At 70.2% G+C, this 16,867-nt stretch carries 12 protein-coding genes; 3 read left to right on the plus strand and 9 right to left on the minus strand.

The genetic code is table 11. From position 1 onward, the window contains the following. Positions 1–7: 7 nt before the first annotated feature. Positions 8–721 carry a response regulator transcription factor gene (locus ERL55_RS11910; protein ID WP_129136608.1) on the minus strand — a complete coding sequence of 238 codons (714 nt, stop codon included), beginning with the start codon at positions 719–721 and terminating at the stop codon, positions 8–10. Positions 722–854: 133 nt separating this feature from the next. On the opposite strand from ERL55_RS11910, the gene ERL55_RS11915 reads away from it, so the two are divergent. Further along, positions 855–1,202, plus strand: coding sequence for a DMT family protein (locus ERL55_RS11915; protein ID WP_129136609.1), 348 nt, complete (start codon positions 855–857; stop codon positions 1,200–1,202). A gap of 9 nt (positions 1,203–1,211) precedes the next feature. On the opposite strand, the gene ERL55_RS11920 is transcribed toward ERL55_RS11915, so the two are convergent. The 4 genes from ERL55_RS11920 to nudE form a co-directional block, all read right to left on the minus strand. Further along, complete coding sequence (locus ERL55_RS11920) at positions 1,212–1,514, minus strand: DUF962 domain-containing protein (protein WP_129136610.1); 303 nt, start codon at positions 1,512–1,514, stop codon at positions 1,212–1,214. A 126-nt stretch (positions 1,515–1,640) separates the two neighbouring features. Next, positions 1,641–2,429, minus strand: a complete 789-nt coding sequence (mazG, locus tag ERL55_RS11925) for a nucleoside triphosphate pyrophosphohydrolase (RefSeq protein ID WP_241685893.1) — start codon at positions 2,427–2,429, stop codon at positions 1,641–1,643. Between the two features lie 110 nt (positions 2,430–2,539). Further along, positions 2,540–3,340, minus strand: coding sequence for a 3'(2'),5'-bisphosphate nucleotidase CysQ (gene cysQ / locus ERL55_RS11930; protein WP_129136612.1), 801 nt, complete (start codon positions 3,338–3,340; stop codon positions 2,540–2,542). Beyond that, positions 3,327–3,881, minus strand: coding sequence for an ADP compounds hydrolase NudE (gene nudE, locus ERL55_RS11935; protein ID WP_164972191.1), 555 nt, complete (start codon positions 3,879–3,881; stop codon positions 3,327–3,329). Before nudE ends, cysQ begins: the two co-directional genes overlap by 14 nt. 38 nt (positions 3,882–3,919) lie before the next feature. Between nudE and bioA the strand changes: the two genes are divergently transcribed. Further along, positions 3,920–5,317 carry an adenosylmethionine--8-amino-7-oxononanoate transaminase gene (gene bioA, locus ERL55_RS11940; RefSeq protein ID WP_129136614.1) on the plus strand — a complete coding sequence of 466 codons (1,398 nt, stop codon included), beginning with the start codon at positions 3,920–3,922 and terminating at the stop codon, positions 5,315–5,317. A gap of 151 nt (positions 5,318–5,468) precedes the next feature. After that, complete coding sequence (locus tag ERL55_RS11945; protein WP_129136615.1) at positions 5,469–6,206, plus strand: 16S rRNA (uracil(1498)-N(3))-methyltransferase; 738 nt, start codon at positions 5,469–5,471, stop codon at positions 6,204–6,206. A 9-nt stretch (positions 6,207–6,215) separates the two neighbouring features. Here ERL55_RS11945 and ERL55_RS11950 read toward each other — a convergent pair whose 3' ends face one another. From ERL55_RS11950 to ERL55_RS11980, 4 genes are all read right to left on the minus strand, one after another. Next, on the minus strand, positions 6,216–6,704 hold the full coding sequence (locus ERL55_RS11950) for a chemotaxis protein CheW (RefSeq protein WP_129136616.1): 489 nt from the start codon (positions 6,702–6,704) through the stop codon (positions 6,216–6,218). Beyond that, complete coding sequence (locus ERL55_RS11955) at positions 6,697–8,262, minus strand: chemotaxis protein CheB (protein WP_129136617.1); 1,566 nt, start codon at positions 8,260–8,262, stop codon at positions 6,697–6,699. The genes ERL55_RS11950 and ERL55_RS11955 overlap by 8 nt, the downstream gene beginning before the upstream one ends. Beyond that, positions 8,255–14,623, minus strand: a complete 6,369-nt coding sequence (locus ERL55_RS15180) for an Hpt domain-containing protein (RefSeq protein ID WP_241685756.1) — start codon at positions 14,621–14,623, stop codon at positions 8,255–8,257. Before ERL55_RS15180 ends, ERL55_RS11955 begins: the two co-directional genes overlap by 8 nt. A gap of 190 nt (positions 14,624–14,813) precedes the next feature. Next, complete coding sequence (locus ERL55_RS11980; protein WP_129136618.1) at positions 14,814–16,835, minus strand: methyl-accepting chemotaxis protein; 2,022 nt, start codon at positions 16,833–16,835, stop codon at positions 14,814–14,816. Positions 16,836–16,867: the final 32 nt, after the last annotated feature.

Here is a 16,867-nt window from a genome sequence, read left to right on the forward strand (position 1 = left end):
GCCGGCCTCAGGCCGGAGACTGCTCGATGTCCGCGATCCGGTACCCAGCGCTCTGGACGGTGTGCAGCAACGGCTTGTCGAACGGCTTGTCGATGGTCTTGCGCAGATTGTAGAGGTGGCTGCGCAGGGTATCGGAATCCGGCAGGCTGTTGCCCCAGATCTCGCGCTCGATCTCCTGCCGGCTGACCACGCGCGGCGACTCGCGCATCAGGATCGTCAGCAGCTTCAGGCCGATCGGCGACAGCTGCAGCTCCTGGCCGGCACGGGTGGCACGCAGGCTGGCCGGATCGAGCACGAGGTCCGCGACCTTGAGCACTTCCGAACCGACCTGGCGACGCTCGCGGCGGATCAGTGCACGCAGGCGCGCTTCCAGTTCCTGGATCGCGAACGGCTTGGTGAGGTAGTCGTCGGCACCCGACCCGAGGCCGGTGAGCTTCTCGTCGAGGGTGTCGCGGGCGGTCAGCATCAGCACCGGCGTGGACTTGCGCGCTTCCTCGCGCAGCCGCTTGCAGACTTCGATGCCGTCCAGGCGCGGCAGCATCAGGTCCAGCACGATGACGTCGTAGCTGTTCTCCGAGGCCAGCCGGTAGCCGTCCAGACCATCGGACGCGTAATCGACCTCGAAGCCCTTGCCTTCGAGATATTCGCCGATCATCTCCGAGATGTTGCGATTGTCTTCGACGATCAGGACCAGACCGCCCGGCTCTTGGCTTGCACGCATGAACAGGACTCCAAAAGGATTTCAGGGGGATGCTTCAGGTTTGTGAAACTACCCGATTCCCCGGTGCAGGCCCCGTGAAGAGCGCCGGCTGCGGACGTAAGCTGATGCGCCTCCGCCTGCCACCCCGATCCCCATGCCCGGCTTCGAACGCGTCGCCCCGATCCTGATGCTGCTGGCCTCGAACGTGTTCATGACGTTCGCCTGGTACGGCCACCTGAAATACCGCTCGGCACCGCTGCTGCTGGCGATCGTCGCCAGCTGGGGCATCGCCTTCTTCGAGTACGCGCTGATGGTGCCGGCCAACCGCATCGGCTACACGGTGTATTCGGCGCCCCAGCTCAAGGGCATGCAGGAGGTCATCACCCTGCTGGTGTTCGCGTGGTTCTCGAGCTGGTATCTCGGGCAGCCGCTGAAGTGGAACCACTGGGCCGGCTTCGCGCTGATCGCGGTGGCGGCGTGGCTGATCTTCCTCGAGACCTGAGGTGCGGCATCAGAAGCGGATGCGGCCGATCAGGATGTCCTTGAACATCACCCAGTCCCCGAGGAACGAATACAGCGGATGCCGGAAGGTGGCGGGCCGGTTCTTCTCGAAGAAGAAGTGCCCGACCCAGGCGAATCCGTAACCGCACACCAGTGCCGCGAGCAGCCACCACGCATTGCGTTGCCAGGCGGCAGTGGCCAGCAGCACGAGCACGCCACAGCTGCCGATGAAATGCAGTCGTCGCGAGACCGGGTGCGCGTGCTCGCCCAGATAGAACGGGTAGAACTCGCGGAAACTGGCGAAGCGCGACATGGGATGTCTCCGTGCTCGAAGGTCGTACTGGCGATGATGCCCAGCCGCCCCGCCTGCCACAACGCGTCGGGCGATGCGATTGCGGCCGCCCACTCGAGGCAGGCGCGGCGATCTCCGCTGCGCGCCTCAGGTCCCGGGCGTTTCCCCGGCCTTGACCCGCGCCCACAGCGACTCCCGCTCATCGAGCGTGCGCTGCTCCAGTGGCCGTCCTTCGCCGGCAGCGATCGCTTCCATGGCGCGGAACCGGCGTTCGAACTTCAGGTTCGCCCCGCGCAACGCGCGGCCGACATCGACGCGGGCATGCCGCGCAAGGTTCGCGGCCACGAACAGCACGTCGCCGAGTTCCGCCTCCAGCCGCGCCTGCGCCGCCGGGTCATGATCATCGGCGGCGACCGCGGCGAATTCCGCCTCGACCTCGTCGAGTTCCTCGCGCAGCTTGGCGATCACCGGCGCGGGACCGGGCCAGTCGAAGCCGGTGCGCGCCGCGCGCTGCTGCAGCTTGGATGCGCGCACCCATTCCGGCAGCCCGCCGGAGATGCCTGCGAGCGCGGAGTCGTCGTGCTCGCCCCTGCCTGCGCGCTCCTCGCGCTTGATGGCCTCCCAGCTGCGCGCCACCGCGTCGGCGTCGTCGCGATCGGCATCGCCGAACACGTGCGGATGGCGGCGCACCATCTTGTCGCAGATCGCGCCCACCACGTCCGCGAACGCGAAGTCGCCGGCCTCTTCGGCCATGCGCGCATGGAACACCACCTGCAGCAGCAGGTCGCCGAGTTCATCCCTGAGCGCGGGCATGTCCGCGCGCGCGATCGCGTCGGCCACCTCGTAGGCCTCCTCGATCGTGTAGGGCGCAATGCTGGCGAAGTCCTGCGCGAGATCCCACGGGCAGCCGCTCCCGGGATCGCGCAGCCGCGCCATGATGTCGATGAGTTCACCGATGTCGCGTTCGTCTGCCACTGCTGGCTCCCTGGAGTGGTGTGATGTCGCCCGGGCCGCGGATCAGCGGATAAACGCGATCAGGCCGGTCGTCAGCCGTCGAGCCATGCACGCCATGGCAGGTCGGGATCGCCCAACGCGATGAAATCGCCATTGAGCAGGGTGTCGCGCTGGTTGTAGCGGAACGGCCTGCCCTGCGGATCCACGACCAGGCCGCCCGCACCCTCGAGGATCGCCTGACCCGCCGCGGTGTCCCACTCGCTGGTCGGGCCGAAGCGCGGATAGACATCCATGCGCCCTTCGGCAAGCCGGCAGAACTTCAGCGAAGACCCCAGCCCGATGGCCTCGGTCCTGCCGATGCGCGCCATCAGCGCGCTGGTGCGCCCGTCGCGGTGCGAGCGGCTTGCGGCCACGCGCAGCGGTGCAAGGGCAGGCCGGCGCACTTCGATCGCGCGCTCGCTGCGCCCCTCCCGCAGCCAGGCCCCGTGCCCGGGCGCGCCGAACCAGAGCGCCCCCGTCACCGGTTGCTGGATCACACCGAAGGTGGCGACGCCGTGCTCGATGAGCGCGATGTTGACGGTGAACTCGCCATTGCGCTTGACGAACTCGCGGGTACCGTCGAGCGGATCCACCAGCCAGTAACGCGACCAGCCATGGCGCTGCGCGGTCGACACCTGGTCGGCGCACTCCTCCGACAGCACCGGCACGTCGGGCGTCAGCGCCCGCAGTCCATCGACGATGCGGTGGTGGGCGGCCAGGTCGGCGGCGGTCACCGGCGAAGCGTCGGCCTTGTGCTCGACCTCGAAGGCCCCGGCATACACCGCGAGGATGGCGGCGGCGGCCTCGTGCGCGATCGCGATCACGCCCTCGCGCAGCGTCTCATCCACGTGCATGGCGGCGCAGGTGCTCGCGGGCGATGAACAGCGCGGCGATCGAGCGGCCTTCCGAACAGTCGTCGCGCACCACCAGTTCGGCGAGCGCGTCGAGTTTCCACGGCACCACGTCGAGTTCTTCCGGCTCGTCCCCCGGCAGGCGCTCGGGATAGAGGTCGCGCGCGAGCACCACGTGGGTCTGGTGGCTCATGTAGGTGGGCGCCAGCGTCAGCGTGCGCAGCACTTCGAGGCGACGCGCGCCGTAACCGGCTTCCTCCTTGAGCTCGCGGTCGGCAGCCTGCAGCGGGGTCTCGCCCGCATCGATGCGGCCCTTCACCAGGCCGAGCTCGTAGCGGTGCAGGCCGGCGGCGTATTCGCGCACCAGCAGCACGGTGTCGTCGTCGAGCATCGGCACCACCGCCACCGCGCCATGGCCGCGGCCGTGCAGCCGTTCGTAGTGGCGGCGTTCGCCATTGGAGAACTCGAGGTCGAGGCGCTCGAGCCGGTAGGGGCCCGCGTCATGCTCGGTGATGTCATGGATGACCGGCAGGCGGCGCGTCATCGACGGCATCCGGCGGGCGGGAAGGCGATAATGCGGGCATGTCCACGAAGCATCACGATCCCGCCATTCTAGCCGAGGCCGACGCCTGGCGTTCCCGCGACCTCGCCGTGCTGTGGCATCCGTGCACGCAGATGCGCGAGCACCCCGACACCCTGCCGCTGCTGCCGGTTGCGCGCGGCGACGGCGCGTGGCTGGTCGGGCCGGACGGGCGGCGCACCCTCGATGCGGTGTCGAGCTGGTGGGTGAACCTGTTCGGTCATGCCGAGCCGCGCATCGCCGGGGCGATCGCGCGGCAGGCGCATACGCTCGAGCAGGTGATCCTTGCCGGTTGTTCGCACATGCCGGCGGTGGAACTGGCCGAACGCCTGCTGGCGCTGGCGCCGCGACAGGCCGGACGCGCCCCGCTGTCGAAGGTCTTCTACGCCGACAACGGCTCGGCCGGGGTCGAGGTCGCGCTGAAGATGGCGTTCCAGTGGTTCGCCAACCGCGGCGACGAACCACGGCGCACGAAGTTCGTGGCGCTGGAGAACGGCTACCACGGCGAGACCGTCGGCGCGCTGTCGGTCGGCGACATCCCGCTGTACCGGCGCGTCTATGCACCGCTGCTGATGGAAGCGGTGTTCGCGCCGTCACCGGATGCGTATCTCGCCGCCGAAGGCCGCTCGGCCGCCGACCATGCCGAGGACGCCGCCGACGCGCTGGCACGCATCCTCGATGACCATGCCGGCGAGATCTGCGCGCTGGTGCTGGAGCCGCGGGTGCAGTGCGCCGGCGGCATGCGCATGCACGACCCGGTGTATCTCAAACGCGCGCGCGAGCTGTGCGACGTGCACGGCGTATTCCTGATCGCCGACGAGATCGCGGTGGGCTTCGGCCGCACCGGCACCATGTTCGCCTGCGAACAGGCCGGCGTGATGCCCGACCTGATGTGCCTGTCGAAGGGGCTGACCGGCGGCTTCCTGCCGCTGGCCGCGGTGCTCGCCACACAGGCGATCTACGACGGCTTCCTCGACGACTCGCGCGAGCGCGCCTTCCTGCACTCGCACAGCTATACCGGCAACCCGCTGGCCTGTGCGGCGGCGCTGGCCACGCTCGACATCTTCGACTCCGACGACGTGCTTGCGCGCAACCGCCGGACCGCGGCGCGCATGGCCGAGCTTGCCGCACCTCTGGCGGCACATCCGCACGTGGCCGATGTGCGCCAGGCCGGCATGATCGTCGCCTTCGAACTGAGCGAGGGCGGCCGCAGGAACACACCCTTCGACCCCACCCGCCGTATCGGCCTGCAGGCCTATACGCATGCGCTCGAGCGCGGCGTGCTGCTGCGCCCGCTGGGCGACATCCTCTACTGGATGCCGCCCTACTGCATCGACGACGACCAGCTGGAACTGCTGGCCGACGTCACCCGCTCGGCGATCGAGGCGGCAACGGCGTGAGGCTGCGTAGTTTCATGCCAGGGGTCCACACGATGGCCACGGATCGGGAGCGGATCGACACGCTGCACGGGGAGTGCGCGTGCGACGCCGACCGACGTCCCGTGACCTCCCTCATCCGCGCCCACCCGCGTCCATCCGTGACCAGTCCCCCATGCGACTGACCCGCGCCCACGTCGACCTGCCACTCGCGCCCGGCGCGAGGATCACGCTGCCGGAGACCGCCGCCGCGCATCTGCTCCGCGTGCTGCGCCTGCGCGAGGGCGATGCCTGCGTGCTGTTCAACGGCGATGGCCATGACTACGACGCGCGCATCGTCGCCACCGGCAAGCGTGGCGGCGAGGCGCAGGTGGTCGACCGCCGCGCGGTGGACAACGAGTCGCCGCTGCGGATCACCCTGGTGCAGGGCGTCGCCCGCGGCGAGAAGATGGACCTGATCCTGCAGAAGGCCACCGAGCTCGGCATCGACGCCGTGGTCCCCGTGCAGAGCGACCGCAGCGAGGTGAAGCTCGACGGCGAACGCGCGCAGAAGCGGCTCGCGCACTGGACCAGCGTGGTGGTGGCCGCCTGCGAGCAGAGTGGCCGTGCGCGGGTGCCGGCGGTGGCGGCAGCCGCGCCGCTGTCGGAAGCGCTCCACGTGCTGCCGTCCGGCGGGCTGCGGCTGCTGCTGGATCCGTTCGCCGATGCCAATACGCAGTCGCTGGGCGAGCCTGCGGACCGGCGGATCGTGCTGGCCGTCGGGCCGGAGGGTGGCTGGTCCGCGCGCGACCGCAGCGTGCTGGAAACCGCGGGTTTCAGCGGCATCCGTCTCGGCCCCCGCGTGCTGCGCACCGAGACCGCCGGGCTTGCCGCGATCGCCGCGCTGCAGGCGCGCTTCGGCGATCTCGGCTGAGCCGGGGACTCAGGCGGTGGCGCCCAGCGCCTCGTCGATCAGCGCGGCCATCGCCTCGAGGTCCGGGATCAGCGCCTCGTCCTCGTTCAACCGTACCCGCGCATGCACCGCGGTCGGCAATCCGCCCTCGCCGGCCTCCACCAGCAGGCCGTCGGCGGAGACATTGACCAGGCGCGGGAAGCCCTGGGTCAGCAGTGCGAAGTAGGGAAAGCGGTCGCCGGCGCGCAGGTTCTTGAGCACCGCGACCTTGCTGCCGAGATCGCCATGTTCGCTGTCACTGATGCCCGCGGCGCGCGAGAACGCCACCAGCGGCACTTCCCAGCCGCGCCAGCGGGTGCGCCCGAGCAGCCATGCCGGCGCCCCGTCCACCGGCTCCGGATCGGCATAGGACAGCACTTCGGAGATCGTGGTGTTGGGCAGCAGCAGCCGCGCGCGGTCGATCTGGATCAGCACGCCGCGGATGTCGCGGGGCGTGCCACCGGCTGGAACGTCATTCATTGGAAGCCTCGAGTTCGATGCCGCTTGCCGCAACGCCGGGCGCCCAGCGGTCCACGAGCAGGGCCGCCAGTGCGGCCGGAGCGGCAAGCGCGCCGCCATGTTCGGCCACGCGTGCCGACGCGGCGGCGTCGTAGCAGCCGTCGAGCGACTGCGCCACGACCAGCGAGCCTGCCCAGGCGCCACCCATCGCATGGTCCACCAGCGCCGCGTCCGCGCCGCTGAGGAAGACCACCGCGCTGTCGTTGGCCGGCAATGCATCCGGAAGCTGCATGGCGCCGCCATCGGCCGCGGTGAAGCGCAGCCGCCCACGATCGGCTGCCACGCCCAGCGCCGGCGGCAGGAAGTACACGGTGCCGCGCTCCACCGACGCCCCGTCCTCGGCCAGCGCCACCGGCAGCGTGGTCGCGCGCGCCATCTGCCGCACGAGACGGTCGTAGCGGTCGCCGTCCAGCCGCAGCCTCACCAGCACCGCGCGCGGGAAGTTTTCCGGCAAGGCCGCCAGCAGCTGGCGCACGGGGTCCGGGCCACCGAGCCCGCCTTCGACCAGCACGGCGCCCTGCAGCTCACCGAAGCCGTAGCTGTCGACATCGACCAGCGACAGGCCACCGATGCGGCTGTCGAGATCGACGAGCGCGTCCGCCACCGGCGCTGCGGCCGGCGCGTCGACGGTCGCATCCGGCGCCACCAGCGAAAGCCCACCGGCGTCAGGCATGGATGGCTGCGCCGGGGACTCCGCAGGCGCCACCCCGTCTTCCGCGGTGTCCGGCTGCGCATCCCAGGTGAGATCCACCGGCTCGAGGTAGGTGCGTTCCGCGCCATGGCCGGTGCGCGCACCCCCGAAGCCGCTGTCGTCGTCGAGCACCAGCTCATCGAGGCTCACGTCCTCGAGGGTCAGTTCGCCGAAGCTATTGTCGCGATCACCCGCGTCGGCGGTCTCGAGGGTCACGTCCTCGAGCATCAGGCCATCCTGCGCGACTCCGTCGAGCCCATCCGCAGCGACGACGCCCGGCCCGTCCGCATCCGGCACGACCTCCCCGAGTTCGAGCACATCGGCATCGAGCGAGGCGAGTTCGTCGCGCGGCACGTCGTCGGCATGCGCATGCATCTCATCGGTGACCCGATCCATGTCGCCGCTGGAGACATCGCGATACCCCGGATCGAAGGCCACCGGGGTGTCGTCCAGCGTCAGCGTGGTGTCCTGCCCGGCGCCCGGCGGCAGCACATCGTCGTGACGGTGCAGCTTGGCGGCGAGATGGCGGACCCAGCGCGCCGCGTCCCAGCCGCTGCGCTGGGTCGCCAGTTCGGCCTCCTCGAACACCACCGTGATCGCGGGATCCGCCAGCAGCGGCTGGAACCCGTCGAGCGCGTCCTCCAGCGCCGGCTCCAGCGCGACCACCACCGCCTGCACGCCGAGGCCGGTGACGGCGTCCAGGGTGGTGGCCAGCGGATCGAAGCTGCCGAGCAGGTCCGCGCCGGCATCACGCACGGCGCCCTGCAGGCGTTCGCAGGCCTCGCCCGGCCGCGCCAGGACGATCACGCGGGGCTGGGTTTCAGACACCGACGCGCTCCATCCCGAGCAGCTCGTAGACGTTGCGCATCAGCTCGTTCTCCTGGTAGGGCTTGCCGAGGTAGCGCTCCACGCCGATCTCGAAGGCGCGCTGGCGATGTTTTTCGCCGGTACGCGAGGTGATCATCACGATCGGCACCGAGCGCAGGCGCCCATCGGCCTTCATCTGGGTCGCGAGCTCGTAGCCGTCCATGCGCGGCATCTCGATGTCGAGCAGCATCAGGTCGGGCACGCGCTCGTCGAGGCGCTCCAGCGCGTCGATGCCGTCCTTCGCGGTCACCACCTCGAAGTTGTGGCGTTCCAGCACGCGACCGGTGACCTTGCGCATCGTCACCGAATCGTCGACCACCATCACCAGCGGCACCTGGCGGCGCTCCGGCACCGGCGCCGGCTCGGCCTCGCGCGGCAGCGCGGCCTGGCGGCGCACCAGCGGCGCGACGTCGAGGATCACCCGCACGCTGCCGTCGCCCATGATCGTGGCGCCGAAGATGCCCGGTACCGACGCGACCTGCGGGCCGACCGGCTTCACCACGATCTCGCGGTTGCCGATGATCTGGTCGACCGCAACGGCCGCGCGCAGCTCGCCCGCGCCCACCAGCAGCAGCGGCACCTGCAGCTGGCCCTCCGCGCGCGCGCGCGGCTGGCCGACCAGCTGGCCGAGGTCGTGCAGCGCGTACTCGTGGCCGCCGTAGTTGTACACGGCGCCCGGTGCGGCGAGGTCCTCGCGGCTGATGCGGCCCACGCCGCGCACCGAGGCGATCGGCACCGCGAAGCTGGTCTCGCCGATACGCACGAACACCGACTGGGTGACCGCCAGCGTCTGCGGCAGGCGCAGCGTGAACGTGGTGCCCTCGTGCTTGCGGGTGGCGATCTCGAGGCTGCCGCCGAGCTGGCGGACTTCGCTTGCGACCACGTCCATGCCGACACCGCGGCCGGCCAGGCGGCTGACCTCGTCGGCGGTGGAGAAGCCCGGCTCGAAGATCATCGCGTCGAGCGCGCTGTTGGTCAGCACCGCATCCGGACGCACCAGGCCACGCTGCTCGGCGCGGCGACGGATCGCGCCGCGGTCGAGGCCCCGGCCATCGTCGGCCACCTCGAGCACCACCTCGGAGCCCTCGCGGCGCACCGCGATGCGCACCGTGCCTTCTTCACCCTTGTTCGCCACGCGGCGCTGTTCGGGCGTTTCCAGGCCGTGCGCCACCGCGTTGCGCAGCATGTGTTCCAGCGGCGCGGTCATGCGCTCGAGGACGTTGCGGTCGAGCTCACCCTGGGCGCCGTCGAGCCTCAACTGCACCTGCTTGCCGGTTTCCTGCGCCGCCTGGCGCACCACGCGGCGCAGCCGTGGCACCAGCGAGTCGAACGGCACCATGCGCGTGCGCATGAGGCCTTCCTGCAGCTCGGAGCTGACGCGCGACTGCTGGGTCAGCAGTGTCTCGTACTGGCGGGTGAGGTCGTCGAGCGTGCCCTGCAGGCTGGCCAGGTCGGCGGCGGATTCGCCCAGCGCACGCGACAGCTGCTGCAGGTTGGAGAAGCGGTCGAGTTCCAGCGGATCGAACGCGGCATCGCCGGTGTCGCCCTCGCGCTGGAAGCGCGCGATGATCTGCGCCTCGGTCTCGATGTCGAGACGGCGGAGCTGGTCGCGCAGACGCATGTTGGTCTGCTCCATCTCCCCCATCGCGCCACGGAACGCGCCCAGCTGCTGCTCCAGGCGCGCGCGGTAGATCGCCACTTCGCCCGCGTAGTTGACCAGGCGGTCGAGCAGGTCGGCACGGATGCGCACCTGTTCCTGCGGCGCGCGCGCCTGCGGGTCGTCCTCGAATGCCGGTTCATCGCCGATCGGCGCCGACAGCGGCGCAAGCTCGACCTTCGCTGCCGGCGGCACCGGGGCCCCGCCCACGCTGGTCGTGGCGTCGACGCTGACGCTTTCGCCGCGCGAACGCGCGTCGAATTCCTCGATCAGGCCTTCCGGCAACGCGACTGCACGGCGCTCGCCGATGCGGCTGACCATCGCATGCAGACGGTCGAAGCCACGTTCGAGCAACGGCACGCCATCGCGGCCGAGTTCGCAACGCTGCTCGACCACGGATTCCAGCAGCGACTCCATCGCGTGGCCGAGTTCGCCGATGGCCATGATCCCGGCCATCCGCGCACCGCCCTTGATGGTGTGCAGGTTGCGCTGCAGGCCGACCACCGGCTCGCGCTCGCCCGGCTCCTCGCGCAGGCGCGCGAGCAGCCCATCGGAATGGTCGAGCAGATCGCCGCTTTCCTCGACGAAGATGTCGAGCAGCTCGGCGTCGAGCTCGCGCATGTCGAGTGCCAGGTCCGGGTCGGCCCCGTCGGCATCGGCAGCATTGCTGTTGACGGCTGGCTCATCGGCGTCGGGCGCGATGGCTGGCCCGGCCAATGCCGGCTGATCGGCCGACGCGGGCTGATCGTGCTCGACGTGTCCGGCTTCCGCGCGCGCGGCTTCAGTGCGTTCGGCGTCGGCGCGCCCGCTGTCCACGCGCTCCATCTCGAGGCGCTCGGCTTCGAGGCGATCTGCCTGCACGCGCTCGGCTTCGAGGCGCTGTGCCTCGCGCTCCGCCTCCAGACGCTCGGCCTCCACGCGGTCCGATTCAAGACGCTCGGCCTCGACCCGCTCGACTTCGAGCAGACCGGCTTCAAGGCGCTCGATTTCGAGCCGTTCGGCATCGGTGTGGTCCGCGGCGAGCGACGCCCCGTCGCGCAGCTCCGTGTGTTCGGCTTCGACCTGCCCGGCCTCGCGACGTTCGGCCTCGAGACGGTCGGCTTCGAGGCGCTCAGCCTCGAGACGGTCGGCTTCGAGACGGTCGGCTTCGAGGCGCGCAGCTTCAAGCCGCTCGGCTTCGAGACGTTCCGCTTCAAGACGTTCGGCTTCGAGCCGCTCGGCCTCAAGACGTTCCGCTTCGAGCCGCTCAGCCTCGAGCCGCTCGGCTTCAAGACGCTCAGCTTCGAGCCGCTCGGCTTCAAGACGCTCAGCTTCGAGCCGCTCAGCTTCAAGACGCTCAGCTTCGAGCCGCTCGGCTTCAAGACGCTCAGCTTCGAGACGTTCGGCTTCAAGACGTTCGGCTTCGAGACGCTCGGCTTCGAGACGTTCGGTTTCGAGACGTTCGGTTTCGAGACGTTCGGTTTCGAGACGTTCGGCTTCGAGGCGCTCGGCTTCTAGGCGCCCCGCTTCGAGGCGTTCGGCTTCGAGACGCTGGGCCTCAAGACGTTCCGCTTCAAGGCGCTCAGCCTCGAGGCGCTCGGCTTCCAGACGCTCAGCCTCAAGACCTTCCGACTCAAGACGTTCCGACTCAAGACGTTCCGACTCAGGACGCTCCGCCTCGTGACGTTCCGTCTCGAACCGGTCATCGCTCGCAGGCGTGTGCCCGGCATCCGCTGCGGTGCCGAGGTAATCGGACAGATCCAGCACCGACAGCTCGTCGACGGCCCCGATGTCGAGATCGCTCGCCTCGTCGTCATCGTAGGTGACCGCCATCGGCGGTGGCTCCGGCAGCGCGTCGCGCAGCGAAGCCAGCGTGGCGGCAAGGCCGTCGCAGCGGTAGACATGCGGATGCGGCTCGTGCAGCCCGGCTAGGGTGTCGCGCACCAGCGTCGACAGCGCGCGCATGGCGGCCACGCCCTCCGCGCCGGCCGGGACGCCGGCCGCGTGCAGGCGGCGCGCATAGGCTTCGGCCGGCCACAACGCGGCGGTCACCATCGGCACTTCGGCCATGGCGAACGCGCCGTTCATCGTATGCACGGCGCGCAGCAGGGCGTCATCCACCTGCGGCACGTCACGCCCGGTCCATGCGTCGAGCACGGCCAGGTGGCCGTTGACCTCGGCGTCGAGGATTTCCAGCAGCAGTGCATCCACTGCGGCCGGTACCCGCTCGCCATCATCGTGGACGGACGCGGCGGCTGCCACGACGTCCGGCGTCACCTCGGACGGCACATCGGGGGCGAAACCGGTGCGGTCGTCCGCGCTGGTGGCCGGCATGGCGATGGCGGCATCCGCCTGCCAGTGTTCCTGCGCCGAGGTGACCGCCGGCGGCAGCGTGGCCGGTGCCGGCGGCGTCTCGTCACCTGCGGCGATGCGCTCGGCATCGGCCTGCAGGCGTTCGAGATCGACGCGGATCGCGCCCTGGCCGCGCAGGGCGGCCTGCAACTGCGGCAACGCGTAGAAGGCCTGGTCGACCATCGCCACGACCGCAGGGCTGGCCACGCGGCTGCCGTCGAGCACGCGGTTGAGCAGGGTCTCGACCTTCCAGCTGAATTCGCCGAGCGTGCGCGCACCGACCAGGCGGCCGCTGCCCTTGAGGGTGTGGAACACGCGACGGATCGGCCGCAGGCGCTCCAGGTCGTCGGGCTGCTCGCGCCAGGGCGGCAGCAGGCGGTCGAGGTTGTCGATCTCCTCGGCGAATTCCTCGAGGAACACCTCGCGGATCTCGTCGTCGATATCGTCGTCGGTGGCTTCGAAGCCGCCGTTGCCTGCCGCCTGGACCGGCGCCGGCGTGCTGGCGGCGGGCTGCGTGACCGGCGACGCCGGCGCGGGCGCGTAGCCGCGGTCGAGGAACGCCGCGGTGGCATCCAGCGTGGCCTCGTCAACCGGCGACGCCGATTCCGCAGCTTCCGCCGGGGCGCCGGCGAGGTCCTCGGCCGGCAATGGCCAGTACCCCAGCGTCTCCAGGCTGGCGCGGGCGATGGCGAGGATCTCGCCGCGGTTGGGCCGCTGCTCGCGCAACGCCTCGAGGTAGTACTCCAGGCTCGCGAGCGCGTCGGCGAAGGTGTCGAGCTGGCGGCCGTTGGGCACCCGGCGCCGGCCCAGCAATTCGGTCTCGATGTAGCGGCGGATGCCGGTGATGTAGTCCACCGGCTCCGCAAGTTCGAGCATCTGCAGCGCGCCGGCGACTTCCTGCAGCAGGCGCGGCACGTCGACCAGCTCGCCATGCTCCCAGCTGGTCTCGACGAAGGCGACAAAGGCCTGGCGGGCATCGGCGAAGTTCGCCACCGCTTCGCGCACCACCACTTCCAGCACCTTGCGCGACTCGCTGGCGAGCGCATCGGTGTCGTCGGAATCGCGGGTACCCAGGCGCGCCACCTGGTCGTCCAGCGAGGCATCGACGTAGAGCAGCGAGCCGGCGATATCGAGCAGCACGTCCTCGTCGGCGGCACGGTCGCCGCGCACGATCGCGGCCATCGCCTCGCGCTGCTGCTGCACCACGCCGCGGGCGACACCAAGGCCGAGCATGCCGAGCGTGTCGGCGACCTGGCCCAGCGCCTCGACCTGCGGCGCCAGCAGCGCGAGATCGGTTGCCTGCGTGCGCAGGTGCAGGTCGAGCGCATCCTTGACCCGCAGCAGGTCCTCCTTGACCGCGCCGGCGACGGTGTCGAGCAGCGCACGGTTGCGGCCACTCAGGCTGCCGCGCGCATGTTCCACCTCGGCCGCGGTGGCCTCGCCGCCGTCGAGGCGGAACGCGTCGCGCAGCTCGCGCAACGTCGTGTGGTCACCGGGCGCGGCCGAGACCAGGTACAGCAGCTGGCGCGTCGGTTCGAGCGCGGTTTCCGCGCCCGGCACGCCAAAGCCGTCGTCCTGGAACTGGCGGCGGATCTCCCGCACCACGCCGACGAAGCCGTGGCGCAGGGCCGGCGTCGGTGCCAGCGCGCCGGCGTCGAGCGCCTCGAGCACGCGCGCGGCCACCCACAGCATGCGGCGCACCGGCTCTTCGGCACTCAGCGGCAGCAGCGCATCGATCGCAGCGGCGAAACCACGCGGATCAGCGGGCGCCCCGTCTTCGGGCCATGCGGCGAGGTGTGCGATGACGTCGGTGGCCTGCGTCCCCGCGCTGCCCTTGCGCTCGGCCTCGGTGACGCTGGCCACCGCCGGCAGCTCCACCGCAAGCGGCGCCTGCAGGTCCGGTGCGAACAGCACGCTCTCGTTGAGCCCTGACGCACCACGTGCCGCGCGCAGCTCGTTGAGCAGCGGCAGCAGCACGATCGGGATGTCCTTGTGCCCGCCCTGCAGGCGCTCGAGATAGTCGGGCAGCAACACCACCGCACGCATCAGCGTCGCGCAGGCAGTGTCGCGGTCACCGGTGGCATCGCGGGCGAGCGCCTCGGCCAGCGCCTCCATCTCCTCGGCGACCATCGCCGGGGCGTACAGCTCGACCATGCGCAGGGTGCCCTGCACCTGGTGCAGGTAGCTCGCGCAGAAGCGCATATGGCTGGTATCGGACACGTCCTCGACGAACGCCTCGATCTCGAGCCGCGCCTGGCGCAGGGTCTCGTCGAGTTCCGGCTTGACCCAGCCCAGCGTGGTGTAGTCGATGGCATCGCGGAAGGCGGTGGTCATCGCGTACCTCCACGGGTGCGCGCGCCGGTATCGGCGGCGCGATCCGCGAGCGGGTGGCCGGCCACGCGGAGGCCGCCGGGAAGGCCGGCCCCGGCGCACACCGATGCCGTCGTTTTCACCACCATGCTCATTTCAACCCCGCGATCTGCTGCACGCACTGCCCTGGTCGTCCGCTGTCCGCCGGCTCGCTTCAAACCGGCAGCTTGAAGTCGGCGACCGAGCGGCGCAGGTCGGCGGCGAGCTGGGCCAGGTTGCCGATGGACTCGGCGGTCTGGTTGGCACCCTGCGAGGTCTGCGCGGTGATCGACTGGATCGTGCCCATGGTCTGGGTGATGTTCGATGCCGCCGCGGACTGCTGCTGGGCGGCCTGCGAGATGCCCTGGATGAGGTCGGCGAGGTCGGTCGACACGCTTTCGATCTCGCCCAGCGCGGTGCCGGCGTCCTCGGCCAGGCGCGCACCGGCGACCACTTCCGAGGTCGTCTGCTCCATTGAACTGACCGCCTCGTTGGTATCGCTCTGGATGGTCTGCACCAGCGTCTCGATGCGCTTGGTCGCGTTGGATGCGCGTTCGGCCAGTCGCTGCACTTCGTCGGCGACGACCGCGAAGCCGCGGCCGGCCTCGCCAGCGGACGCCGCCTGGATCGCCGCGTTCAGCGCCAGGATGTTGGTCTGCTCGGAGATGTCGTTGATCAGTTCGACGATCGAGCCGATTTCCTGCGAGCTTTCGCCCAGGCGCTTGATGCGCTTGGAGGTTTCCTGGATCTGGTCGCGGATCGAGTCCATGCCGGCGATCGTCTCGCGCACCACGCCTGCGCCCTTGGTGGCGATCTGCACCGAGCGCTGTGCCACGTCCGCGGATTCCGCGGAGTTCTTCGACACCTGGTTGATGCTCTCCGCCATCTCGTTGATGCGGTTGGAGGCGGATGTGATCTCGCGCGCCTGGTGCTCGGCGGCTTCGGCCAGGTGCATCGCGGTGGCCTGGGTCTCCTGGGCGCTGGCCGAGACCTGCACCGAGGTGTCGTTGATCGTCTGCACCAGGTTGCGCAGCTGTTCGACGGCGAAGTTGATCGAGTCGGCGATCGCGCCGGTCATGTCCTCGGTGACGGTCGCCTTGACCGTCAGGTCGCCTTCTGCGAGCGAACCCATTTCGTCCAGCAGGCGCATGATCGCCTCCTGGTTGCGGTTGTTGAGTTCGAGCGAGGTCGCGTAGCGCTCGCGCTGGGCGCGGTTGAGTTCGTACAGCAGGCCGACGATGGCGAGGATCGTCACCAGGCCGAACACGATGCTGATCCAGATGTTGCCCAGCACGCTGCGGTCGGACATCGAGCCGAAGGTGGTGAACGCCTGGAACAGCTGTTCGCTGTCGGCCAGCAGCTGGTCGGAGCCGGCGGTCAGCTGGGCGGCCGCGGACTGCGCGCCGAACACCGCCGGGGCGGCGGCGAGGATGGCGTCGAGATCCTGCTTCATCTGCGTCCACAGCTCGGTGGACTGGCCGAGCGCGGCCACCGCACCGGCGTTCGAGAGCGCCTGCACGTTCATCGCCTCGTCGCCGGCACGCAGGCCGTCGAGCACCTGCTCGAACACGCCGACATCGCGCGCGAGCGCCTCGCCGGCATTGGCCGCACCGGGGCCGCCGGCCTGGATCTCGGTGACCCGGCGCGCCATCGTCGAGGCCAGCACCACCTGGCGCAGCGCGATGTAGATCTGCGAGGCCGGCGAGCCGCTGGTGGACATCGCGCGCACCAGCTCGTCGAGCTGCGCCTGCAACTGCGGCACCCGCTGGGTGAAGCGCTCGGCGTTGCCGGCGAAAGCCAGCACCGCCTGCTCACCCGCGATCACCTGCTGCGCGCTCTGCTCAAGCGGCTGCCAGGTGGCGGTGACGGTTTCGATCGGCCCGGACACGCCGGTGGTGCTGCCGAAGGTGGCGTTGAGGTTGGCGATGTCGCCATCGATCTGCGCCTTGGTCGCCTTGAACGCGGCGTAGGCATCGCCCTCACCGGCGACGCCTTCGCGGCCCTGGATCGCCAGCCGCTGCGAGTTCACCTGCAGGCTCGACGCCGCCGTGCTCGCACCACCCAGGCGCGACGCCTTCCAGATCGCGAAGCCTGTGTTGGCGACGACGATCAGCAGCGCGACCGCCAGCAGCGCCAGCCAGAAGTTGGTGCCGAACTTGCGCCCCGGGCCGGCGACGTTGTCGATTGCAGTACTCATGGAACATCCCCTGGTGTGTAGCGGTGCGGCGC

This window comes from Luteimonas sp. YGD11-2 (assembly GCF_004118975.1).
In the GTDB taxonomy this organism is placed as follows: domain Bacteria; phylum Pseudomonadota; class Gammaproteobacteria; order Xanthomonadales; family Xanthomonadaceae; genus Luteimonas; species Luteimonas muca.

Coding starts and splice junctions, on each gene's coding strand:
- ERL55_RS11910 (WP_129136608.1), bottom strand. CDS start 721: ATGCGTGCAAGCCAAGAGCCGGGCGGTCTGGTCCTGATCGTCGAAGAC.
- ERL55_RS11915 (WP_129136609.1), top strand. CDS start 855: ATGCCCGGCTTCGAACGCGTCGCCCCGATCCTGATGCTGCTGGCCTCG.
- ERL55_RS11920 (WP_129136610.1), bottom strand. CDS start 1,514: ATGTCGCGCTTCGCCAGTTTCCGCGAGTTCTACCCGTTCTATCTGGGC.
- mazG (WP_241685893.1), bottom strand. CDS start 2,429: ATGGCGCGGCTGCGCGATCCCGGGAGCGGCTGCCCGTGGGATCTCGCG.
- cysQ (WP_129136612.1), bottom strand. CDS start 3,340: ATGCACGTGGATGAGACGCTGCGCGAGGGCGTGATCGCGATCGCGCAC.
- nudE (WP_164972191.1), bottom strand. CDS start 3,881: ATGACGCGCCGCCTGCCGGTCATCCATGACATCACCGAGCATGACGCG.
- bioA (WP_129136614.1), top strand. CDS start 3,920: ATGTCCACGAAGCATCACGATCCCGCCATTCTAGCCGAGGCCGACGCC.
- ERL55_RS11945 (WP_129136615.1), top strand. CDS start 5,469: ATGCGACTGACCCGCGCCCACGTCGACCTGCCACTCGCGCCCGGCGCG.
- ERL55_RS11950 (WP_129136616.1), bottom strand. CDS start 6,704: ATGAATGACGTTCCAGCCGGTGGCACGCCCCGCGACATCCGCGGCGTG.
- ERL55_RS15180 (WP_241685756.1), bottom strand. CDS start 14,623: ATGACCACCGCCTTCCGCGATGCCATCGACTACACCACGCTGGGCTGG.
- ERL55_RS11980 (WP_129136618.1), bottom strand. CDS start 16,835: ATGAGTACTGCAATCGACAACGTCGCCGGCCCGGGGCGCAAGTTCGGC.